Genomic DNA, 24,241 nt, shown 5'->3' with positions numbered 1-24,241 from the left:
GGTAGACGCACCAGATTTAGGTTCTGGCGCCGCAAGGTGTGAGAGTTCAAGTCTCTCCTTCCGCACCATTATTTAGAAACCCACCTTTTGGTGGGTTTTCTATTTTCTGCATGATCATTTCTGACTCACATCATCAAATCTTTGTTCTGATTCTCATTCTTTCTCTATGAATTCCGCTTTCAGTTGCGTTTCATCCCCAATCATACTGATCATGGCTGCATAAATTAAAGCAGCGAAGGCAACTCAAAATGGCAAATCATCAAAAGATTCTTATCGGTAGCTACACTCAATCCATTGGAGCCATGACGGGGGAAGGAAAAGGTATTTCCTCTGTCCATATGAATTTAGAAACAGGCGCTTTCGACAAACTTGCGCTGATATCTGATGAGCAAAATCCCGCTTATTTGACCTCTCAGGATGGGCGAGTTTTCGCAATTAATGAGTTTGCCAATGGAAAAGGGGCTGGCTTGTCAGTGCACAATATAAAAAACCACCAGCTGAGCCTACTCGATAGTAATCCGGTTGATGGTGATTACCCTTGCCACGTTGCAGTAAACTCAGATCAAACATTGGCGGTGACGTCTAATTATGGCACTGGCAATTTCAGTGTATTCTCGCTCAGCAGTGATCGGCTAGAACACATACACACCATCCAACATGCTGGGAATGGTCCAAATACTGATAGGCAGGAAGGACCTCACGCTCACTTTGCATGTTTTTTTAAACAAACCAATGAATTAGTCACGGTAGACCTCGGTACCGACCGAGTGAGCTTTTATCCTATATCCAATACCCTCATCAACGAATCTGAAGTTCAGCACGTTCAAACACTACCAGGTAGTGGCCCTCGCCACTTGGTTTTCTCACAAGATGAGCTCAAAGCTTATGTACTTTGCGAGTTGTCTGAAGAAGTTTTGGTTCTTAAAAAGAATGAAAACGACATTTGGGAAATAGCATCAACCATTTCCCCATTTGTAAAACACAATGAAGGTGGTGCTGCTGCAGCGATACGTTTATCTCCCGATGAGAAGTTTGTCTATGTTTCAGGCAGACAGCAATCTTCTATCGCCTGCTTAAAGGTGGAAGTCTCCGGTGATTTGACCGTTGTTCAAACCATATCATCAGGTGGGTTAAACCCTCGGGATTTTAACCTGACGCCAAACGGAAAATGGTTAGTTGTCGCAAACCAAGATACGAACAATTTGGTGTCTTATCGCCGCAATGAAGAAAACGGGACATTACAAGAAACGGGGTACAGCATCTCGACTGGTAACCCCGTATGTGTGCAGTTCTTTTAGCCTACGTTTAAGCGTGTGAACATTGCGCTATAAACCGAGTGCATAGCGCAGAACTTGTTGCTTAATAGGACCGGAGTGCTCTGCGAGTTTCAATGCTGCGTTTCGTGCAAATGCGATGGGGGGGAATGTGTCCTTAAAGACTTTGTAAAATACATCCATCCCCGTTTGCATTAGAAGGTTGTCGCGCTTGCGAATCGATTGGTATTGCTCCAAAGCTTGTTCCGTCAAGCCCATAGAATCACTTTGTTCTAGCAGCGCTTTTACATCTTTGAATCCTAAATTAACGCCCTGTCCCGCTAAAGGATTAATAGTGTGGGCAGCGTCTCCCACTAACACACAGCCTTTTTGATGGTAGCGCTGTGCATGACGTCTCGTAAGCGGAAAAGCGCCGGCTTGCCCTACCGTTATTTCGCCGAGTTCAGCTGGGAATTCATCCATGATGGTCGTTGCCAGCTGAGTATGATTCATCGCAAGTAGAGAGCGTATTTTTTGTGGTGAGTCATACCAAACGACCGAACCCTGATGCCCCGGTAGAGGCAAGAACGAACGAGGTCCAGACGAGGTAAATTGCTGCCAAGTAATATCTTGCTGAGGCTTATCTGTTGCGACATTAACCAACATGCAATGCTGGCGGTAATCCCAAGCGGTAACACCTATCTGAGCTATATCTCTCACCTTCGAATTCGCTCCATCGGCTCCAATCACCCATGTCGCTTGATACTCTTCCCCACTGGCTAAACGAATGAACCTAGAATCCAAATTATCTTCTATCGTCTCTAACGTATCTGGGCACTTTAACGTGATGTTACTTAGTTTAGCCATCGCATCCCACAACCCCAACTGCACCATACGGTTCTCTATAATGAAGCCCAGTTGCTCAAGGTTGAGTTCGTCGGAATGAAATCGTGTGCGGCATTCTGGCATATCCCATGTTTCAAGGCGTTTGTATGGGCATACACGTGTGCTTTCGATAGCATTCCAAGCACCAAGTTCTTCGAGAAAGTTCACTGAGGATTGAGAAATTGCAGATACGCGCAAATCCATTGGCTGGTTAGAGTCGTAAGCTTCGGGCTGATGATGTTCAACAACCAATACCTCTTTCCCTTGTTTGGCAAACCCCACCGCCACAGCAGCACCAACCATTCCCCCACCAATCACGGCAATATCAAACTTTTTCATACCTTTCCCAAATAGCCACTTTGTGCCAGAAGCGCTTAGTTTACTGCTCTATTGGACAAGCCGTCCACGATAAGAACAAGTATCAGGTCACTCTTTAAGATCAATTAAGAGCACAAATGATCATTTATGATAATTTTGTAATTTATAGGTGAATAATTTGATCATTTGGATTGATTTATACAGATAATGGTGAATATTGTTAATCCAGTGGATCACTCATTATGAACCAAAGGCTCCGTGAACAAGCTATATTGAACGTGCTAGAGAACCGTAGAAACGTCTCTATTGCGCAGCTTGCTCAGGAGTTTCCACAAGTAGCCAACGTCACTATTCGAAGAGACGTCGCACGGCTGGCAAAAAGTGGAAAACTGGAACGCTCTCATGGCGCTGTTCATGCCGTTAAAAACATAGCGCCTCCTCCACTCCCCCAAGAAAATATCGGGCTTGATGAAGTCGATGCACTGATCCTTCCTCCTATCCATGAACCATGGGGCGATTTGCTCAAGCAACGAGCATTAGCAAACGGGCTTCCTGTCTTGTCTGAATCGGCTCCCGATTCTCAATGCACTTATATTGGTCCGGATAATTTAGAAGCCGGTTATCAACTAGGAAAATTTGCCGCTAGTCAGCTCAATCGTGATGAGGTGAAGTGCGCAAATGTTCTACTCATTAATCATGCACAACTCCCTAACGCACAACAAAGAACAAAAGGGTTTTTACGGGGTTTTAACCAATTTTACTTAGGTGAACTCCAGATGCTATCGATTGATGGGTTTGGGCATTACAGAACCGCACTGCGACAAATACAAGATGCGCTCACAACGCATCCGGATATCAATGTTTTGTTCGGCGTGAATGACCACTCGATTCTTGCAGGGTTAGAAGCCACAAAAGGTCGGCATGATATTTACGCCTATTCGATCGGATTAGAAGGTGATGATTTACTGGACGAACTCACTTACGGCAACCGACTTCACGCATGTGTCGCTTTATATCCAGAATTGGTTGGCTACATGGCGGCACACACGGTTGCCAAGTTGGTTAGCGGCGTTGTTCCCCAGCCAGTATTGACCCCTTTTGATATTTTGACAAGGCAAGATGTGCATACTCATTTTACGCGGCAAAATGATCACTGGGTTTTAAAGCAAAGCCTATCCGAGTTGGCCGGTAGCGACTTTTCTGTAGACAAAAGCAGCTTAACCTCAGCAAGAATCATGTTTGTGCCGCACTTTATCGATCACAACTGGTACCGAAAGCTGGCGAAAAGCTTGGAATCAGAATGCCAATGCTTAGGGCTACAATGTGAAATCCAACCCCCTGAGATCCAATTTCACAAAGAAGTGAATCATGCTCGAGAACGCATTGCCCAAATGGCAGTGAAGGTACTCAAGCGTGAAAGCAAAATATTCATTAATCACGGTGTTTTCGCCATGCCTTTGGCTTCAGCTTTGATTGAGGCAGCTGGCAAACACACCATTGTGACCAACTCTCTGGATGCCTTTGAATTTTTCCAACAATACAAACACGACTTTCGGATCATCTTAACAGGTGGAGAGCTTTTGTCTGGTCAGCGCGCACTGACAGGCTCTGCTTGCTTTTCAACATTAGAACAAATTCGAGTCGACAAAACCTTTCTTTCCGTGGATGGCATTTCATCAAAGTTTGGCATCAGCATGAACGACGAAGCATGCTCAGTTGTAGCCAAAACCGCCATTGCCCGTTCGCATCAAACGCTGGTTTTAGGCGAAGCCAGCCAGATGGGTGCGGAAGAAAATTACCTGATTGCTCCATTGCATGACATTACTGATGTCATGACAGATTTAGGCACCATTCCCGCACAGCGGCTTGAGCTGTCGGCAAATGGTATACGCGTTCACCTTGCCGAAGACTACTTAAAGTCTGAAGACAAGACACAAGCAGTGATGCACAAAAATAAACAAGGAGATAGTTTATGAAGCGTCTCAGTACACGTTTGCGCCGTTTATGCGCCTCTATCAGCTTAGTGCTGATGGTGTCTGCACCCACAGTTCAAGCAGAAGACATAACCATCCGCTTTTGGGATAACCAACAGACTGAATCTGGTTTGAGTGACTACCAAAAAGCGTCTGTCGCTCTATTTGAAAAAGAAAACCCAGGGATCAAAGTGGATGTAACAACCGTGCCCTACCCTGAATATCAACAAAGGCTTCTGACTGCAGTAAGAAGCGGTAATGCCCCCGATATTTCAACGGTCGACCAGATCTGGCTGGCCGCATTTGCAGAAGCGGGAGCGATTATCCCACTCGATAAGAAAATGAATGTGGCTTCAATGAACGCGGGGCAATTCTTTCCTGGCGCTTGGTCTTCAGTTCGATACAAAGACAAAACTTGGGGTGTCCCGTTCAATGTAGACGTGTGGCAATTCAGTTACGTCAACAACGCTTTATTCAAAAAGGCAGGTATCGCGCCCAACTCAATCGTCACTTGGAGTGGGCTAAAGTCCGCCGCAAAAGCACTAACAGACACTTCCAAAGGACAATATGGCGTTGGTTTGTTTGGTCATAAAGGCGAAGATACCGTCGTAGTCGTCAACTCCTTTATCTTCTCCAATGGCGGTCAAGTCTTAGATAGCAGTGGGCAATGTAAGTTAAACGAAAAACCGGCGGTTGAAGCATTAGCGTATCTTCAAGATCTGTCGCAATACGCCCCTAAAGGCATTCTAAATGCTTCCAGTGGAGACATGCGAGAGCTATTCCTTAATGGGTCATTAGCCATTGAATTTTGGCCCGCTTTAGAACAGCCCACATTGAAGAAATCTAGTATTGATTGGGACTTTGTAAACGGTCACGCCCCTGCTGGTAAAACCCCGGTTGGTACTTACGGCGGCTGGAATTTAGTCGTGTACAAAGGTTCCAAACACCAAGAAGCGGCGTGGAAATTTGCCCAATTCCTCACAAGACAAGACATCAATGGAAAAGTCGTCGACCTTCTTCCTGCTAACGTTAACGCAGCGCAAGAGTTTGTTGATGCTAATCGCCACAAACCAGATGCAATCATTGAGCACTTGAATAACGCATCACCTCGACCGTTGTCTTCGCGGTATTTGGAAATTGCCGATATTCAAATGGCAATGATCCAAGATCTCTTTGATGGCTCAGATGCACAAAAAGCAGCGGATTCGGCTTGCATCAAGATCAATCAGTTGTAATTGGAAGTGCTGGTAGCCACATCAGGCTATCAGCGCGAACTAAGAATGGGGGTGGTAATGAAGTACCAGAATAATTTTGGATTTCCTCTGATGATGATCGCGCCTGCCGTCGCGCTTATCGGAATGTTGATGTATTACCCAATGTTTGGCACGTTCATCGAAAGTTTATACGCCACATCATTTATCAACCCCGAGCCAGAATTTGTGGGATTTCAGCTATACAGCAAACTGTTATCACAGGAGCAGTTCTGGCAAATCATTCAAAACTCCGTTGCATGGACGTTTGGTGTGATCGTTTTGCAAAACCTGTTTGGTTTTTTAACGGCACTTTTATTGAATGAGAAAATACCCGGACAAGGGTTAATGCGCTCTCTAGTGTTACTTCCTTGGGTGTTACCGGGAATAGTGGCAGCCATAGTATGGCGATTCATGTATGACCCTCAATTAGGGCTCATCAATTCTATGTTTCTGTCTGGCTCTTTGATTGACGAAGCCATTGCATGGTTGGCCACTCCCGACACCGCCATGTTTGCAGTTGTGATAGCCGCCGTTTGGAAGGGCTTCCCATTTTCAACGGTTGTGTATCTCGCCGCATTACAAAGTGTCGATAAGGAACAAATAGAGGCGGCCATCGTGGATGGGGCAGGGCCATTTCGTCGCCTGATAGAAATCATCATTCCAGCCGTTCGACATGTGGTGGCGATCAACTTACTGCTTACCGCTATTCTAACCTTCAACTACTTCGACATGGTTTGGGTACTTACCCGTGGTGGTCCTAAAGACAGCACTCATATTTTCCCCACAAAGATCTTTGAATTGGGTTTCGGTCAGTTTCGATTCGGAGAAGCGGCAACTTACGGCGTGATGTCGATTCTTATCTTAGTGGTTTTACTCTCGGTTTACTTCTGGTTACAAAAAAGGGAGAGCCGATGAGCCCCAATATGAAAATAAAGCTCAATATGAAGCAGCTAGCGCTACTGACAGGTCAATTACTGCTAGCGTTGATCATTTTGCTGCCAATTTTTTGGATGGTGTCAGTTTCTCTAAAACCGTCCACCGAAGCTTTCGCCATTCCGGCAAAGCTGTGGCCGGACAGCCCAACCTTTGAAAACTACAGTAACGCCTTCCGCCCTGAATTTAGGCAGTATTTCTTCAACAGCGTCATCGTTTCTTTAAGCACTTTGGTCATATCCACTAGCCTCGCTTTAATGGCTGCTTATGCCTTTACACGATTTCAGATAAAAATCATGGCGATTTTCCTTGGCCTGATTCTGGTGTCACAAATGTTTCCTTCCAGTGCCATCATCATTCCCATTTACAAAATGATGGACGACGCCGGTTTACTCAATACAAAGCTTTCTCTCATTATTGCTTACATCACCATAACCCTTCCCGTGGCAACTTGGATGCTTAAAGGGTTTATGGAAAATATCCCTGCCGTGCTCGACGAAGCTGCAGCGATGGATGGCGCCAAGCCAATGCGGATATTTTTCGAAATTGTGCTCCCACTCTGCCGCCCCGGTGTCATCGCCACCAGCGTGTACATTTTAATTGTCACATGGCAGGAGTTCCTATTTGCTCTGTCGTTTACTACCACTCAAGAGATGCGAACGTTGCCTGTCGGGATGAATGACTTTATTGGTCAGTATGGCATTCGATATGGTGAACTCATGGCGAGCTCCGTCATGATTTCATTACCTATTGTGGTGGTGTTTTTCTTCCTACAAAAACACTTTGTTGCAGGTCTCACTGCTGGCTCTGTAAAAGGATGATTCCATGAAACATGATCACTTTACTTTTATCCAACTGACCTACCCAGCCAAACACGTTGCGCTGATCACCTTTAACCGACCGGAAAAGCTCAACGCACTCTCTGAAGACATGCAAAACGAGTTGATTCTGGCGTTAGACAATGTCAATCAAGACGACAATGTTCGAGTTGTGATGTTTACAGGTAGCGACGACAAAGCCTTTGTCGCGGGGGCAGACATTAATGAATACCGCGGTTTGCAAATCAAAAAATTCAACGATTATCAAATCCAAGGAAGAAAAGCATTTGAAACTATAGAGCAATTGCCAAAACCGACCATTGCGCTGGTTAACGGCTATGCGATGGGCGGTGGATTCGAGATAGCCCTAGCCTGCGATTTGATGATAGTGGCGAGCAACGCCCAAATGGGATTACCCGAAGGTTTATTGGGATTGTGCCCCGGAGGTGGAGGCACGCAACGGCTATTAAGAGCGGTAGGAAAAGCCGTCACTCTTGATGTCCTCCTATCGGCTAAACGAATTAAAGCTGATGAAGCGTTGCGTCTTGGTCTCGCATCTCAAATTTGTTCTCTAAACAATCTCATGTCGGAAGGATTGAAAAAAGCCAGTTACTTACTGAAAGTCAGTCCTACGGCTCAGGCCGCGATGAAAAAGTTGGTTCGAAATGGGTTAGATACGCCGCTGGAATCAGGGTTAAGTTGGGAACAAGCCGAACTTTTACAGCTCTATTGCTCCGCCGATGGGCAAGAAGGGGTCTCCGCCTTTTTAGATAAACGAACAGCCTCTTTTGATATGAGCTCTAAAATCATCGCCTCAACAGGAGCTAACAATGAATAAAAACGAGCACATTGGGGGAAATCAGCTAGTGAACCAAGTTGCCGTGGTGACAGGCGGAGCAGAAGGTATTGGGTTAGCGTGCGTTGAAATTTTAGCGACGCATGGCGCAACGGTCATCATTGCAGACATCAATCAGACCCAAGGGGAAGAGATAGCTAATCAACTCAATTTGGATGGGTTGGATGTTCACTATTATTTTACCGATGTTTCCTCCCCTGATTCGGTAAACCAGTTATTCCAGTGGGTGCACCAACAAGATTGGCTGGTCAGTATCATGATCAACAATGCGGCGGTGGCGTTATCCGGTGACGCTGTTGAGATATCAGAAGAGCGGTGGAATCAGGTAATAAACACCAACTTATCTGGTGTATGGCGCGGCATAAAACATTCCGTACCGGACATGAAAAAGCTGGGGAAAGGAGCGATAGTCAATATCAGTTCAGCGCAGGCCTTTGCTGGGTTTCACGGCTGGAGTGCTTATGCTGCCGCAAAGGGAGGCATTAACGCTCTCACTCGTCAGAGCGCCATTGAGTTTGCACCAGATGGCATCCGAGTCAACGCTGTCGCGCCCGGCACCATAATGACCCCCATGAACGAGAAGATTTTTGATGAAGTCGATAATCCAGAAGAACTTCGCCAACGGTGGAATGACAACCACCCCATAGGTCGATTTGGTCAACCGAATGAAGTGGCGCAGGCCGTGCTCTTTCTTGCCACAGAGCAATCGAGCTTCATCACCGGGCAAATACTCATCACCGATGGCGGCATGCTGGTGAAAGGAGATTGAAATGGCAGTGTCACTTCGCAATGAAAATGTGAAATGTGAATTTAAAACCAAAGGTGGGCATTTAGATCACATTCGATTCACCGATGGCAATGCTCGGTTTTCGCCAATGCATCGTGCGCCTTGGGTCGATGAACACCACCCAGATTACCCTGTTATTTTGCAGCAATTGTCGGGGGACTTCTTCTGTGCACCATTCGGCGAAAGCGACATAGAACCCGCTCCACCTCATGGATGGAGTAGTAATGGAAACTGGTTGGTATTAGAGAGTAAAGAAAATCAGCTGGTTGCAGAATTAGATCGCCACATTTATGGAGCAAAACTCACCAAAACAATCACATTACAAAGCGGCTCACCCTTTATCTATCACCTACATGAATTCTCTGGAGGTATTGGGGCGATTCCGATCAGCTACCATGCGATGCTCAAATGCCAATCTCAAGTTCGGTTATCCTTTTCGCATAAAGCTTTCGGTTACACCACTAATGAAGCATTGGAACCAGACCCGACACGCGGACGCTCGCTTCTTGCCTACCCTCAACAGTTCACAAGTATCCAATCCGTCAGACTTGCAGACGGAAACCAAGCGGATCTTTCTGTTTACCCATGGAACGAACGTCATGAAGATATACTTCACCTCGTTTCTCCTACGCAACAAAAATGGGGCTGGACTGCCGCGCTGTGCAAAGAAGAGGGCTGGGTCTACCTTGCCATTAAACCTGAAAAGGTATTGCCACTCACAACGCTTTGGCAAAGTCATGGAGGTCGAAACTACGACCCATTTAACGGTTCACACACGCACGTGCTGGGACTGGAAGAAGGCTGCGCGTATTCCCACTTAGGGCACAAAGCATCAGCTTCCTGTAACCCTATCAATCAACAAGGATATCCCACCGCCCTAGACCTGAATACCAATGGGAAAACGCAAGTGGGGTATGCCTTTGCTGTATTTCGTGCCAACCCAAATTGGCAGAACATTCAACATATGGAAGTTGAACGGTACAAAATCCGCGTGACGGGAGACGATGGAACACATCGTGATATTGCCTTTGACTCCTCTCTTCTCAATTTCTCTGCTTCGAGTAGTGTATAAGGACGGTTTATGGCCTCTGTTGGACTAAAACAACTCTCCAAATCTTGGTCGACAGTGACCAGCGTTGATAACTTAAACTTGAATATTCGAGACCGAGAATTTCTGGTGTTGCTTGGCCCATCTGGTTGTGGAAAAAGCACCACAATGAGAATGATCGCTGGCTTAGAAAAACCCTCACAAGGCGATATCTTGATCGATGGAAAGCGCGTGAACGAATTGCCCCCAAACGAGCGAGATTTGGCCATGGTGTTTCAGAGCTATGCGCTTTATCCACATAAGACCGTGCGCAACAACATCGACTTTCCGCTGAAAGTACAAGGGCTAAGTAAGTCCCAACGCAATAAAATGATCGACGAAGTCGCCAAACGTGTTGAGCTCGACAGCTTACTTGACCGTAAACCAGCACAGTTGTCCGGTGGGCAAAGGCAGCGCGTCGCCTTAGCCCGTGCCATTGTAAGACAACCCAAGTTATTTCTTCTTGATGAACCCCTATCAAACTTAGACGCCAAGCTACGATCCAGTATGCGCGCGGAGTTGAAGAAACTGCAACATGAATTGGCAGTTACCACAATATACGTCACCCATGATCAGGTCGAAGCGATGACCCTTGCTGATCGTATCGTAGTGATCAATCAAGGAAGAATTCAGCAAGTCGGTACACCTGAAGAGATCTACGACAAACCTCAAAATACCTTCGTCGCGACGTTTTTAGGCAATCCACCCATGAATATCATCCCTTGCGACCACATCAATCTTTGCCGTTCACTCGCCGTGCCCGAGGGGGCGGTCACACTTGGAATACGACCTGAAAACATCCAGCTGGTTAACGATCCCAACTCCATCATCCAAGCCACCGTGACGCTAACGGAGTTATTGGGTGACAGCTACTTGTATACCTTATCGCTAAAAAATAGGGTATTGATGGTGAAAACATCGCGGCAAATGCAAGTTAATACTGGCGAAACAATTGGGCTGGGGTTTTCTTCCGAGCACACTCACTGGTTTGATAGTGCTGGAGAGCGCATAGAACCGATATCTATGCGGTTACAATGAGCAGAGGTTGCAATGAATTTGAAAGGGCTAACGTGGGATCACCCAAGAGGCTACCAAGCTCTACAAACCAGCTTAGCGTGGGAACATTGCCCCATAGAGAAATGGGATGTTCAGCCTTTATCTGGATTTGAGGAAACACCTCTGCATGAACTCGCCAGTCATTATGATTTGCTCGTTATAGACCATCCTCATTTAGGGCAAGCCATTGCCTCCGATTGTTTACAACCCCTTGACGCGCTGCTTTCACCCATGTGGCTGGAAGAGTTGAAAGCCCGTTGTATTGGTCAAGCTACCCACAGTTATTGGCTCGACAATCACTGCTGGGCACTGCCTTTGGACGCGTCTTCTCAAATCATGGCGTATCGCTCTGAGAAAAGAGACACCGCATTAGCCATTAATGGTTGGCTCGACCTTTTACGAACTCGATGTCGCTTTCAGCTTTGTTTAGCAGGTCCTCACTCCACATTACAGCTTCTAGCTCTTTCTCTTGCAGTAGGTTCAAGCGGTCCTAGTGAACATCAGTTCATGAGCGTTCATGATGGCGTTGAAGCAGTCGATTTATTGAAATCTTTGTACTTTGCGAGTGTCGCTCCATCTGCCTTCCTCAACCCTATTGAGATATTGGATACGCTGAATGACTCAAGCAAGTTTGACCTGTGCCCGTTTGTCTATGGGTACGTTAACTACAGTCAAGCACCCTCAAGGATCGAAGTATGTGCCCCACCAAGCAACATATCGATATTGGGCGGAACGGGCATAGCTATAACGAAAAAGTGTCCAGTCACCAATGAGTTGCTGCTGTATCTTAAAAAGCTGCTCAGTTCTGATATTCAGAACACCTTCATTCCTGCATACAACGGGCAGCCGAGTTTCAAATCTGCATGGAAAAACACCGATGTAAATCAACGTGTGAATCATTTTTATCACCACGCATATACCACTGTAGATAACGCTTATTTACGCCCTAGATATGCAGGTTACATAGATTTTCAAGATGAAGCCGCACAGCTCATTCGAGAGGGGCTCACTAACCGAACCTCCTCAAAACAATTGGTAAAAGAAATAAATCTTTTGTATTCAAAAACAAGGAGAAATGAGCATGGAACACGCTCTAAGTGATGTCACGATATTGGATTTTTCACAGCTTCTACAAGGACCTTTTGCTACTCAGTTGCTAGGCGATATGGGGGCTAATGTCATCAAGGTGGAAAGACCCGGTGCTGGGGATCTATTCCGCTCTCTCACCTTTAAAAATCAGTGGGTCGGCGGAAAAGAGAGCCCCAACTTCCTTGCGTGGAACCGAAACAAGCGCTCCATTGCTGCCAACCTAAAATCAGAAGAAGCCAAAGCCATTCTCTATCGATTGGTCGAAAGCGCTGATATCGTCATCGAAAATTTTCGACCAGGCGTCATGGATAGACTGGGTTATGGCTACGACGACCTTAAGGCTATCAACCCCAGAATCATTTACTGCTCGGGAACGGGCTACGGAGAATCAGGGCCCTACGTTTCTCGCCCCGGTCAAGATATGTTAGTTCAAGGGCTAACAGGGTTAATGGCCGCGACAGGGCAAGCCGACCACCCACCGACACCTGCGGGTTCTGGCTTTTCAGATCAAGTGGGTGCGATGAATATTGTCTACTCCGTCCTTTCTGCACTTTATTGGCGAGAGCGTTCAGGCAAGGGGCAAAAGATCGTCGTGAACTTACTGGCTGGTATGCTTGCACATCAGGGTCAAGAAATGCTGATGGCGATGAATTTCAATCAGGATTTCCAACGACCAAACTCCGGTATTGGCCATCCTGGGATGGATGCGCCCTTTGGTACTTATCCGAGCTCTGATGGCTGGGTCACTATTGCCATGAGCCCATTTAAGACTCTGGTAAAAGTACTTGGGGATGACAGCCTTTTGCAATTTGACGACCCCGCTATTTTGTTTGATGAACGAGATATGGTTTGGAATGAAATCGCCAAACGAACACAAGCCTTTGATACAAAAACTTTAATGCAAATGATGCTCGAAGAAGACATTTGGTGTGGTGAAGTTAAAACGCACTTAGAAGCTGCTGCTGACCCACAAGTTGAGCACCTTGGGTTAATCCAAAACTACGAACACCCACTCGCTGGGAATGTGAAATGTGTCGGACCTGCTGTCACTATGTCTGAAACACCGCCAAATATTCACAGACCGGCTCCGTTGGTGGGTCAGCACACTCGCGAAGTTTTGCTGGAATTTGGCTTTACAGATGAAGAAATATCCACCGCAATAGATTCTGGGCAAATAGCTTAAAGCTCAAGTGCTAAACGATCTCTGGTCAGTTGGTTTTTAAAGCAGTACAATACGCCGCTCACTACAACAGTGGTGGCTATAATTTGAACAAATACGAACAAAATGACGAGCGTGAGTGCGATGAGTAAGAAACTGCTAATTAAAACTTGGGGCTGCCAGATGAACGAATATGATTCGTCAAAAATGGCCGACCTGCTTAATGCCGCCAACGGATACGAGCTAACAGAGGAACCTGAAGAAGCAGACGTTCTATTACTTAACACCTGTTCAATCCGAGAAAAAGCGCAAGAGAAAGTCTTCCACCAGCTTGGTCGCTGGAAAACACTGAAAGACAAAAAACCCGGCGTAGTTATCGGTGTTGGCGGCTGTGTCGCCACGCAAGAAGGCGACCATATTCGACAACGTGCCCCGTTTGTTGACGTTATTTTTGGTCCACAAACCCTTCACCGTCTACCGGAGATGATCAAATCATCTCACGACAATTCAGCGCCCGTTATGGATATTTCTTTCCCAGAAATAGAGAAATTCGATAACTTACCGGAGCCTCGAGCTGAAGGAGCAACCGCTTTTGTTTCTATTATGGAAGGGTGCTCTAAATACTGTACTTTTTGTGTAGTACCGTATACCCGTGGTGAAGAAGTCAGCCGCCCAATGGACGATGTGTTATTTGAAATCGCCCAATTAGCCGAGCAAGGGGTACGTGAAGTTAACCTGCTGGGTCAAAACGTAAACGCCTACCGTGGTGCAACTTTTGATGATGATATCTGCAGCTTCGCGGAATTATTGCGCCTTGTTGCGTCTATCGATGGGATTGACCGAATTCGATTTACGACCAGCCACCCGCTTGAATTTACTGACGATATCATTGCCGTTTATGAAGATACGCCGGAGTTGGTGAGCTTCCTTCACCTGCCTGTACAAAGTGGTTCCGATCGCATATTGACGATGATGAAGCGTCCGCATACCGCTATCGAATACAAATCCATTATTCGTAAGCTGAGAAAAGCGCGTCCAGAAATTCAAATCAGCTCCGACTTTATCGTGGCGTTTCCTGGAGAATCGAACAAAGATTTCCAAGACACAATGAAGCTGATTAAGCAGGTCGACTTCGACATGAGCTTTAGCTTCATATACTCAGCTCGACCGGGAACACCAGCTGCAGACTATCCGTGTGACGTCAGCAAGCAAACTAAAAAAGAACGCCTTTACGAATTGCAGCAACAAATCAATACTCAAGCAATGCGATACTCTCGTTTGATGATGGGCACTGAACAGCGTATTCTTGTCGAAGGTGTATCTAAGAAAAACATGATGGAACTTCGTGGTCGTACGGAGAACAACCGAGTGGTTAACTTCGAAGGTCCTGCAGAACTCATCGGTCAGTTTGTCGACGTCAATATCGTCGATGTATTCGCGAATTCACTTCGCGGCGAACTGATTCGAACTGAAAAAGAAATGAACCTTCGCGTGGTGACCTCTCCATCGGCAATGATGGAAAAAACCCGCAAGGAAGATGAGCTAGGTGTAGCAACCTTTACACCATAAGCTTACAGATTAAATAACCATGTAGAGCCCGGTCGAAGTCGGGCTTTATTGTCATGGTTTAATGTGAGGCAGCATTGAGTAATAAAATCGTCACTCTAGAAATCGATCTAGAACCTTCAGACAACCGTCGCTTGTCCAGTCTTTGTGGTCCTTTCGACGACAATATCAAACATTTAGAACGCCGACTTGGCGTAGAAATAAACCATCGTAGCAACTTCTTTTCCGTTGTGGGTAAACCCCATACCGCCTCGGCTGCACTGGATATCATCAAATCTTTATATGTTGAGACCGCGCCAGTTAAAGGCCAAGTTACCGACATCGAACCTGAATTGATTCACCTTGCCATCAAAGAATCAGGCGTATTGGAGCAATCCACTGAATCCGCTATCGAGCATGGTAAAGAAGTCTTTATCAAAACCAAAAAAGGCGTGATCAAGCCGCGCACACCCAACCAAGGACAGTACTTGGTTAATATGGTGACTCACGACATCAGCTTCGGCATCGGACCAGCAGGTACGGGTAAAACCTATCTAGCCGTTGCAGCCGCTGTTGATGCTTTGGAGCGACAAGAGATTCGACGAATCCTCCTTACTCGCCCTGCGGTAGAAGCTGGTGAAAAGTTAGGATTTTTGCCCGGTGACTTGAGCCAAAAAGTCGACCCTTACTTACGCCCTCTATACGATGCTTTGTTTGAAATGCTTGGTTTTGAACGCGTTGAAAAACTCATAGAGCGTAACGTTATTGAAGTCGCACCACTTGCCTACATGCGTGGTCGCACACTCAATGATGCCTTTATCATTCTCGATGAAAGCCAAAATACGACTGTTGAACAGATGAAAATGTTCCTGACGCGTATCGGCTTTAACTCACGAGCGGTGATTACGGGTGACGTAACCCAAATTGATTTACCTCGTGGTGCAAAGTCCGGCCTTCGTCATGCTATCGAAGTATTGAGTGAAGTCGATGAAATAAGCTTCAACTTCTTCCTGTCTGATGATGTTGTGCGACACCCAGTTGTTGCTCGTATTGTTAACGCGTATGAGAAGTGGGAAGCCAAAGATCAAAAAGAACGAAAAGAATACGAAAAGCGCAAGCGTGAAGAGCGAGAAGCAAAATTGCTTGAAACCCAAAGCGCCGAGCTTTTGCCACAATCGATTAGCACAGCACAATCGGTAAGCAAATAATGACCATCGAACTTGATCTTCAACTCGCGGTCGAAAATGAAGGTGGACTTCCTTCACAAGAAGACTTTCAAATGTGGCTAGATAAGACCATCCCTCTTTTCCAGCCCCAAGCCGAAGTAACCATTCGCATTGTGGACGTAGAAGAAAGCCAACAGCTTAACCACGAATACCGAGGCAAAGATAAACCAACAAACGTACTTTCATTCCCATTTGAAGTTCCTCCGGGTATCGAGATGGATTTGCTTGGCGACTTGATAATATGCCGACAAGTGGTTGAACTGGAAGCAAAAGAACAAGATAAAAACGCGACCGCACACTGGGCGCATATGGTTGTACATGGTAGCTTGCATCTGTTAGGTTATGATCATATCGAAGACGAGGAAGCGGAAGAAATGGAAGCCCTCGAAACCGAAATTATGCAATCTATGGGCTTCGAAGACCCATATTTAGTAGAAAAGCAGTAGCCTTCAAACTGAACGACAAATAAGGCTGCTTTAAGTGTGCTATCACACATCTGATAGCGTTAACGATTGAGAAATCATGAACGAAGACAATTCGACCTCTTCTACGGAAGGGAAGAAAGAAAAAACTGAAGGTCCGAGTAGAAAGTCCTTCTTTGAACGCCTTGGTCAGCTATTTCAAGGTGAACCGAAAGATCGTCAGGAGCTAGTTGATGTCATTCGGGACTCTGAAATAAACGAACTGATTGACCATGACACGCGAGACATGCTCGAAGGTGTTATGGAAATCGCCGAAACGCGAGTGAGGGACATCATGCTCCCACGTTCGCAAATGGTTACTGTCGAGCGAACTCATGTACTCGATGATTTAGTCGCTCTGATCACTGATGCACAGCACTCCCGCTACCCAGTTATCAGTGAAGACAAAGACCATGTGGAAGGTATTCTGTTAGCGAAGGACTTATTAAAATACTTAGGTTCGGACAGTGCTCCATTCGATATAGAGCAGGTAATACGCCCTGCTGTCGTCGTTCCAGAAAGCAAACGCGTCGATCGACTGCTAAAAGAGTTCCGAGAGGAACGTTATCACATGGCAATTGTCGTAGATGAGTTCGGTGGGGTTTCTGGGCTGGTCACCATTGAAGATATCTTGGAAGAGATCGTTGGCGAAATCGAAGATGAATTCGATGACGAAGAAGAAACCGATATCAAGAAATTGAGTAAACACACCTACGCCGTTAAAGCTTTGACCACCATCGAAGACTTTAATGAAACGTTCGGCACCACCTTCAGCGATGAAGAAGTGGATACGGTCGGCGGCATGGTGATGACCAGCTTCGGACACCTACCTACACGCGGAGAAGTGGTCGAAATTGAGCATTATTTGTTTAAGGTTACCGCTGCAGACAACCGCCGCGTCGTTCAACTTCAGGTTACCGTCCCTGATGAGGAGCCTCTTCCTGCTGAAGAGGATTTAAGTAGCTAACCTGAATTTAGGTTAACCAAGTAGCCAAATGCTACAACGATAATAAGACGAAGATGATAACAATACTAAATCATCGCCTCGTGCGGCCGCTTGCGGCCGCTTTTGTTGGGGCACTGACTACGCTTGCTTTTGCACCTTACCAACTCTGGCCCTTGGCTATTCTTAGCCCACTCCTACTTCTTCTGCTTTTAGAAAAACAAACGACCAAACAAGCGTTAGCTATCGGATTTAGCTGGGGAATTGGGCAGTTTGCCATTGGCATTAGCTGGGTTCACATCAGTATCGATACATTTGGTGGGTTACCCAAATTCGCCAGTTTAGCGTTGATGTTTTTGCTGGTCAGTTACCTCTCGATTTACCCTGCTCTATTTGCTGCCGTACTCAACCGGTGGTTTCCAAACGCTAACCTCGTCCGCTTTTTACTCGCGGCTCCATCTCTATGGCTCATTAATGAATGGCTGAGAGGTTGGGTTATGACTGGTTTTCCGTGGCTATGGCTTGGGTACAGCCAAGTAGACTCCCCACTCAGTGTCTTTGCCCCTATAGGTGGCGTAGACAGCATAAGCTATATAATCTGGCTAATCGCAGGAGCTATCACTCTCGCGCTCACACAGAAACAATGGCATTTCTTAGCCCTTCCTGTTGGGATTTTTGCACTTGCTGGCGCTCTTAGCTTGGTTCAATGGGTGGAAGAAGACAAAGAAAGCACCACCAAGTTTGCATTGATACAAGGGAACATTTCTCAGGAACTCAAATGGCTGCCCAGTCAGCGCTGGCCCACCATTATGAAATACATGGATCTGACTCGTGAAAACTGGGATGCAGATGTCGTCATTTGGCCAGAAGCCGCTATACCCGCATTTGAAAATGAATTGCCTTCTTTCCTTAGCAATTTAGACAGCGCAGGGCGCTTAAACCAAAGTGGCATCATAACGGGTATCGTAACCTCAACCAGCCGAGAAAATTTCTACAATAGCGTGATAGCTATTGGGCAGAATGAGCAAGAACAATACAACCCTAAATCTCAGCCCAAATACCACAAACATCACCTACTTCCTTTTGGTGAATTTGTGCCTTTTGGTGACATTCTTCGCCCTATTGCACCATTTTTTAATTTACCAATGTCGTCATTCAGCCGAGGTGATTTCGTACAGGAAAACATCGAAGCCAATGGTCGTCACTTCGCGCCGGCGCTCTGTTATGAGATCATTTTCAACGAACAAGTTCGTCAGAACATCACGGAAGACACCGACTACATACTCACCCTTTCAAACGACGCTTGGTTTGGTGATTCTATTGGACCTCACCAACATATGGAAATCGCTCAGATGCGAGCGCTCGAACTAGGTCGACCTGTCGTCAGAGCAACCAACAACGGCGTAACAGCGATTACCGATTACAAAGGCAAGATCATTCACCAAGTGCCGCAATTTAAAACACAAGTGTTAACGGCGGAAGTGAGTTCAGCAACTGGCATGACTCCGTATAGAATATTGGGCATTTGGCCACTGTATTTAATTGTGTTGCTTTCTTTGTCAATACCGTACGTACATGCAAGACGTAGCATGAGACGAACATAATCTAGATTGTTGCGAGTACTAAGGCTTCAACGATTGTCGTGTGAAGCCTGTATTACCGCACTTCTTACAAGGTGGAATTAATGTGGCGTGATTAAAGTACGATTTATCACCGCATTCATCGCAAACAAGATACCCAAGCCCGATCACTTCACCTGTTTGATATAACCCTTTGTGGTCCAAATCTAAAAACAATTCTTGCCACTCGACTTTGGTTCTATCGGTAATGTCTAACAGCCCCTCCCAAACGGAATCGGCAATTAATCGGTAAAAAGGGCTTTCGGGGAAGGTTTCTCTACTTTGTTGATAATTTTGAGCAAATTCACTGAGATCCGAACGGACATAAGCGGAGACAAGAGAAAGTTCATCTTTAGTCATATCGCTAGCAGCAGCAACGACATGAGACGATGTTTCCAAGACACGTTCCAACTCATCAGGGCTATGTTTTAACGTATCAGTAACCTCTTCTAGGAACGCTTCATAACGGGCTTTACGCTCAGGCATAAACAACCTCCGTGCATTGACTATTGTTGACTGTCTTTCCTTTATGTATTCTATGCTGATCTATCACCGTCTGATCTAACCGATCTCACAAATTCCAAGATAACCGGATATCATCGATGCAAGAGCAATATAACCCGCAAGATATTGAACAGAAAGTTCAAAAGCACTGGGACGACAACAAGACGTTTGTTGTGAGCGAAGACCCGAATAAAGAAAAGTTTTACTGTCTCTCCATGTTCCCATACCCAAGTGGTCGTCTCCACATGGGTCACGTGCGTAACTACACCATCGGTGATGTGGTTTCTCGTTTTCAGCGCCTCCAAGGTAAAAACGTTATGCAACCAATTGGTTGGGATGCATTTGGTCTACCTGCTGAAAACGCTGCGGTTAAGAACAACACGGCTCCGGCTCCGTGGACATACGAAAACATCGAGTACATGAAAAACCAGCTTAAGCTATTGGGCTTTGGCTACGATTGGAATCGTGAATTCGCAACATGTACTCCTGAATACTACCGTTGGGAACAAGAGTTCTTCACTAAGCTTTACGAAAAAGGACTGGTTTACAAAAAGACCTCTTCTGTTAACTGGTGCCCTAACGACCAAACTGTTTTGGCAAATGAGCAAGTCGAAGACGGCTGTTGCTGGCGTTGTGACACACCTGTTGAGCAAAAAGAAATTCCTCAGTGGTTCATTAAGATCACTGAATACGCACAAGAGCTTCTCGACGACCTAGATAATTTAGACGGTTGGCCTGAAATGGTTAAGACCATGCAGCGTAACTGGATTGGTCGCTCTGAAGGTGTTGAACTTCGCTTCTCACTCAAAGGCAACGAAGATTTGGAAGTGTACACAACACGTCCAGATACGTTAATGGGTGTGACATACGTTGGTATTGCCGCTGGTCACCCTCTTGCCGCGAAAGCAGCAGAAAGCAACGCTGAGCTCGCTGCATTCATTGAAGAATGTAAAAACAACAAAGTTGCCGAAGCTGAAATGGCAACGATGGAAAAGAAAGGCATGGCGACAGGTCTCACCGCCATCCACCCACTGAACGGTCGTGAAGTGCCCATTTACGTCGCTAACTTCGTATTAATGGATTACGGTACAGGTGCCGTCATGGCGGTTCCAGCTCACGACCAACGTGATTATGAGTTCGCAACAAAATACGGTTTGGACATTGTTCCAGTCATTAAGCCCGCTGATGGCAGTGAACTGGATATCTCTGAAGAGGCCTACACAGAGAAAGGCATGCTGTTCGATTCAGGTGAATTTGACGGTCTCGAATTCCAAGCAGCATTCGATGCAATCGCTGCGAAGCTAGAAGCGGAAGGCAAAGGCAACAAAACCGTTAATTTCCGTTTGCGTGACTGGGGCGTATCTCGTCAACGTTACTGGGGAGCACCAATCCCGATGGTCACCACTGAAGACGGTGAAGTTCACCCAGTACCCGCAGACCAACTGCCCGTGATCCTTCCAGAAGAAGTGGTCATGGACGGCGTTACTAGCCCAATCAAAGCAGATAAAGAGTGGGCAAAAACCACGTTTAACGGTGAACCCGCTCTGCGCGAGACAGATACATTCGATACGTTTATGGAATCTTCTTGGTACTACGCACGGTACTGTTCTCCACAAGCTGACGATATCCTCGATCCAGAAAAAGCAAACTACTGGTTGCCTGTGGATCAATACGTCGGTGGTATTGAACATGCGTGTATGCACCTTCTTTACTCTCGTTTCTTCCACAAGTTGCTTCGTGATGCTGGTTATGTCACATCAGATGAACCATTCAAGCAGCTTCTTTGTCAGGGTATGGTACTAGCGGATGCGTTCTACCATACGAATGAGAAAGGCACGAAAGAATGGATTGCGCCGACGGAAGTGAAAGTTGAGCGTGACGGTAAAGGTCGAATCGACTCTGCAACCGATAGCCAAGGTCGTAACGTTGAGCACTCAGGCATGATCAAAATGTCCAAGTCGAAAAACAACGGTATCGATCCACAAGAAATGGTGGATAAATACGGCGCGGACACCGTTCGCTTGTTCATGATGTTCGCCTCTCCAGCCGACATGACTCTCGAATGGCAAGAGTCTGGCGTTGAAGGTGCAAACCGCTTCCTGAAGCGAGTTTGGAAGCTAGTAAACGAGCATACATCAAAAGGCGCTGCTGAAGCCGTTGATGTAAGTGCGTTCAACGCCGATCAAAAAGCACTTCGCCGTGACGTTCATAAAACGATTCAAAAAGTGACTGATGACGTATCTCGTCGCCAGACATTCAACACCGCAATCGCTGCAATCATGGAACTGATGAACAAGCTTGCGAAGGCTCCACAAGAGTCCGTACAAGATCGTGCTATTCTGGATGAAGCGTTGAAAGCAGTCGTTACAATGCTATACCCAATCACTCCACACATCAGTTATGAAATGTGGGAAGCGCTAGGGGAATCTGACGTTGATAGCGCGACTTGGCCGACTTTCGATGAAAAAGCACTGGTTGAAGACGAGAAACTTATCGTTGTTCAAGTTAACGGTAAACTGCGTGCGAAAATGACGGTTGCTGCTGACGCGTCGAAAGAGCAAGTGGAAGAGCTTGGTTTGAACGATGAGAACGTTACTAAGTTCACAGAAGGAAAAACGATCCGTAAAGTCATTTATGTACCGGGTAAACTTCTGAACATTGTGGCAAACTGATTGTCATAAAACCCAACCCATAAAAATACGTAAACAGGGTGAATCATCACCCTGTTTGTTTTTATCGGCGTATTTTGATGAGTACATTGTGCGCATACGCAAACAGTGTTGTCATCAAAGTTAATCCGAATACTAGGAAACGATTTGTGAAGCGTGTTTCTTTTTCTCGCACCTTGCGTGCCTCTATTGTTCTTGTTCTTGCATCGGTTTTGTCTGCTTGCGGTTTTCATTTCCGAGATACGTACTTTCTTCCAGAAGAACTTTCCGAAATATCATTTACCAGCTTTGATTCTTATGGCTCATTAACGCGGTACGTCCGTGCTGAGTTGGATTTGAACGGTGTACAAGCTGTCGCCCCCAGAGAAGACATCCCAAACCTGCATTTAACCAGCGAATCCAATGGTGAGCGTACTCTCTCTTTGTATCAGAACAGCCGTGCAGCAGAATATGAACTTACTTACGCGGCTTCGTACCGAGTGACAGTTCCGGGTGTTGGTAGCCAATCATTTACAACAACAGTCAACCGCAGCTTCTTGGATAACCCATTAACAGCCCTCGCTAAATCGACTGAAAAAGAAATGATCATTGATGAAATGCGTAAACAAGCCGCGAGACAAATCCTTCGTCAAATGGCGCGATTAAAAGCACAGCTTGATAAAAGCCAAAATGACATCAATAGCGAGAACCAAGAAGAAAGTGTGACATTAGATCTCGGTGTGACCCAAACCACGACTACAGAAAAAGCCTCGGCAGAGAACCAGTAATGCGTATTTTTGCCGACAAACTTGCGGACCACTTACCTCGATCTCAGCATGGTATTTTTTTGGTCTTTGGCAATGAACCATTGTTATTGCAAGAAAGCCGAGAAGCGATACAGCGACATGCGCAAAGCCAAGGATTTGAAGAACGCCACCGTTTTGCGGTCGATACTCAACTTGATTGGAACTTGGTGTACGACTGTTGTCAGGCATTGAGCCTCTTCTCAGCTCGTCAGATCATTGAATTAGAGATTCCTGAAACAGGTGTAAATGCGGCAATAGGGAAAGAGCTTATTGGTTTAGCTGATAGGCTTCACCCTGACATTATGCTGGTACTCATTGGGCACAAGCTGACCAAACAACAAGAAAATGCTAAATGGTTTAAAGCACTTTCTGCCAATGGTTGTGTTGTGACCTGCCTAACCCCAGACACCCAACGACTACCTCAATTTGTGCAACAACGCTGTCGTAAACTGAACCTCGTTCCTGATAGCCAAGCGATACAAATGTTGGCACAGTGGCACGAAGGCAATCTATTGGCCCTTTCACAAAGTTTGGAAAAGTTAGCACTTCTCTATCCTGATGGTCAGTTAACGTTGCTGAGAGTCGAAGAAGCATTGAGTCGGCACAATCACTTTACGCCATTCCAATGGAGTGATGCATTGCTTGCCGGTCAGAGTAAACGAGCACAACGGATATTAAGGCAGCTTGAAGCGGAAGGTACCGAAGCCATCATTTTACTTCGTACTCTTCAGAAAGAATTGCTACTGATATTGGAAATGCATAAAGAATCCGCCTCTTTACCATTGGGGAAAGTCTTCGATGCCCGTAGAATTTGGCAAACTAAGCGCCCAATGTATTCCGCCGCACTGCAAAGGCTAGCGCCAACTGATATTCAAAAATTGCTCTCTTTGACAGCTCAAGCCGAGATAAATGCAAAAACACGCTATGACCGCCCAGTTTGGCTACTTCTGGCTCAAATTTCACTTCAATTTTGTGAGCCAAAGGCTACATTCAATATAGCGCTTTAACAACTCAATACCCTA

The 24,241-nt window shown here is 46.1% G+C and carries 21 protein-coding genes; 19 read left to right on the top strand and 2 right to left on the bottom strand.

The window, feature by feature from the left end:
- The first annotated feature begins 248 nt into the window (after positions 1-248).
- Positions 249-1,298, top strand: coding sequence for a lactonase family protein (locus Q8W40_RS21800; RefSeq protein WP_305400218.1), 1,050 nt, complete (start codon positions 249-251; stop codon positions 1,296-1,298).
- Between the two features lie 27 nt (positions 1,299-1,325).
- On the opposite strand, the gene Q8W40_RS21795 is transcribed toward Q8W40_RS21800, so the two are convergent.
- Entirely contained in the window at positions 1,326-2,477 is a 1,152-nt protein-coding gene (locus tag Q8W40_RS21795; protein ID WP_305400217.1) for a 2-octaprenyl-3-methyl-6-methoxy-1,4-benzoquinol hydroxylase, read from the bottom strand.
- Positions 2,478-2,698: 221 nt separating this feature from the next.
- On the opposite strand from Q8W40_RS21795, the gene Q8W40_RS21790 reads away from it, so the two are divergent.
- The 15 genes from Q8W40_RS21790 (at position 2,699) to lnt (ending at position 19,246) form a co-directional block, all read left to right on the top strand.
- Positions 2,699-4,432 (top strand): substrate-binding domain-containing protein, encoded by a 1,734-nt coding sequence (locus Q8W40_RS21790; RefSeq protein ID WP_305400216.1) that lies wholly within the window; start codon positions 2,699-2,701, stop codon positions 4,430-4,432.
- On the top strand, positions 4,429-5,664 hold the full coding sequence (locus Q8W40_RS21785; protein WP_305400215.1) for an ABC transporter substrate-binding protein: 1,236 nt from the start codon (positions 4,429-4,431) through the stop codon (positions 5,662-5,664). Before Q8W40_RS21790 ends, Q8W40_RS21785 begins: the two co-directional genes overlap by 4 nt.
- A gap of 57 nt (positions 5,665-5,721) precedes the next feature.
- A complete protein-coding gene (locus Q8W40_RS21780; protein WP_305400213.1) occupies positions 5,722-6,597 on the top strand; it encodes a carbohydrate ABC transporter permease in 876 nt (291 codons plus the stop codon).
- The gene (locus Q8W40_RS21775; protein WP_305400212.1) at positions 6,594-7,436 is read left to right on the top strand and encodes a carbohydrate ABC transporter permease; all 843 of its coding nucleotides are present in this window, start codon (positions 6,594-6,596) and stop codon (positions 7,434-7,436) included. Before Q8W40_RS21780 ends, Q8W40_RS21775 begins: the two co-directional genes overlap by 4 nt.
- A 4-nt stretch (positions 7,437-7,440) precedes the next feature.
- Positions 7,441-8,271, top strand: coding sequence for an enoyl-CoA hydratase/isomerase family protein (locus Q8W40_RS21770; protein WP_305400210.1), 831 nt, complete (start codon positions 7,441-7,443; stop codon positions 8,269-8,271).
- Entirely contained in the window at positions 8,264-9,058 is a 795-nt protein-coding gene (locus Q8W40_RS21765; protein ID WP_305400209.1) for an SDR family NAD(P)-dependent oxidoreductase, read from the top strand. Before Q8W40_RS21770 ends, Q8W40_RS21765 begins: the two co-directional genes overlap by 8 nt.
- Before the next feature lies 1 nt (position 9,059).
- The gene (locus Q8W40_RS21760) at positions 9,060-10,148 is read left to right on the top strand and encodes a hypothetical protein (RefSeq protein ID WP_305400207.1); all 1,089 of its coding nucleotides are present in this window, start codon (positions 9,060-9,062) and stop codon (positions 10,146-10,148) included.
- A gap of 9 nt (positions 10,149-10,157) precedes the next feature.
- Positions 10,158-11,201, top strand: coding sequence for an ABC transporter ATP-binding protein (locus Q8W40_RS21755; RefSeq protein WP_305400205.1), 1,044 nt, complete (start codon positions 10,158-10,160; stop codon positions 11,199-11,201).
- A 12-nt stretch (positions 11,202-11,213) separates the two neighbouring features.
- The gene (locus Q8W40_RS21750) at positions 11,214-12,320 is read left to right on the top strand and encodes a hypothetical protein (protein ID WP_305400203.1); all 1,107 of its coding nucleotides are present in this window, start codon (positions 11,214-11,216) and stop codon (positions 12,318-12,320) included.
- On the top strand, positions 12,301-13,491 hold the full coding sequence (locus Q8W40_RS21745) for a CaiB/BaiF CoA transferase family protein (RefSeq protein ID WP_305400201.1): 1,191 nt from the start codon (positions 12,301-12,303) through the stop codon (positions 13,489-13,491). Before Q8W40_RS21750 ends, Q8W40_RS21745 begins: the two co-directional genes overlap by 20 nt.
- Positions 13,492-13,611: 120 nt before the next feature.
- Complete coding sequence (miaB, locus tag Q8W40_RS21740) at positions 13,612-15,036, top strand: tRNA (N6-isopentenyl adenosine(37)-C2)-methylthiotransferase MiaB (protein ID WP_305400200.1); 1,425 nt, start codon at positions 13,612-13,614, stop codon at positions 15,034-15,036.
- A 74-nt stretch (positions 15,037-15,110) separates the two neighbouring features.
- Positions 15,111-16,220 (top strand): PhoH family protein, encoded by a 1,110-nt coding sequence (locus Q8W40_RS21735; protein ID WP_305400198.1) that lies wholly within the window; start codon positions 15,111-15,113, stop codon positions 16,218-16,220.
- Positions 16,220-16,684: an rRNA maturation RNase YbeY gene (ybeY, locus tag Q8W40_RS21730; protein WP_305400196.1), complete on the top strand. Its 465-nt coding sequence runs from the start codon at positions 16,220-16,222 to the stop codon at positions 16,682-16,684. Before Q8W40_RS21735 ends, ybeY begins: the two co-directional genes overlap by 1 nt.
- A 76-nt stretch (positions 16,685-16,760) precedes the next feature.
- Positions 16,761-17,666 carry a CNNM family magnesium/cobalt transport protein CorC gene (gene corC / locus Q8W40_RS21725; protein WP_101110754.1) on the top strand — a complete coding sequence of 302 codons (906 nt, stop codon included), beginning with the start codon at positions 16,761-16,763 and terminating at the stop codon, positions 17,664-17,666.
- 53 nt (positions 17,667-17,719) lie between these two features.
- Positions 17,720-19,246 (top strand): apolipoprotein N-acyltransferase, encoded by a 1,527-nt coding sequence (gene lnt, locus Q8W40_RS21720; RefSeq protein ID WP_305400195.1) that lies wholly within the window; start codon positions 17,720-17,722, stop codon positions 19,244-19,246.
- Between the two features lie 18 nt (positions 19,247-19,264).
- On the opposite strand, the gene Q8W40_RS21715 is transcribed toward lnt, so the two are convergent.
- On the bottom strand, positions 19,265-19,747 hold the full coding sequence (locus Q8W40_RS21715) for a zinc ribbon-containing protein (RefSeq protein WP_305400193.1): 483 nt from the start codon (positions 19,745-19,747) through the stop codon (positions 19,265-19,267).
- Between the two features lie 116 nt (positions 19,748-19,863).
- Here Q8W40_RS21715 and leuS point away from each other — a divergent pair, with 116 nt between their 5' ends.
- From leuS to holA, 3 genes are all read left to right on the top strand, one after another.
- Positions 19,864-22,437, top strand: a complete 2,574-nt coding sequence (gene leuS, locus Q8W40_RS21710) for a leucine--tRNA ligase (RefSeq protein ID WP_305400191.1) — start codon at positions 19,864-19,866, stop codon at positions 22,435-22,437.
- A gap of 146 nt (positions 22,438-22,583) precedes the next feature.
- Positions 22,584-23,201 (top strand): LPS-assembly lipoprotein LptE, encoded by a 618-nt coding sequence (locus Q8W40_RS21705; RefSeq protein WP_305400189.1) that lies wholly within the window; start codon positions 22,584-22,586, stop codon positions 23,199-23,201.
- Entirely contained in the window at positions 23,201-24,226 is a 1,026-nt protein-coding gene (gene holA, locus Q8W40_RS21700; protein WP_305400187.1) for a DNA polymerase III subunit delta, read from the top strand. Before Q8W40_RS21705 ends, holA begins: the two co-directional genes overlap by 1 nt.
- The last annotated feature ends 15 nt before the right edge of the window (positions 24,227-24,241 follow it).

Source organism: Vibrio penaeicida (assembly GCF_030689305.1).
GTDB lineage: Bacteria > Pseudomonadota > Gammaproteobacteria > Enterobacterales > Vibrionaceae > Vibrio > Vibrio penaeicida_B.
Note: the sequence above shows the minus strand (reverse complement) of the source record. Positions and strands in the feature narration are given on the sequence as shown.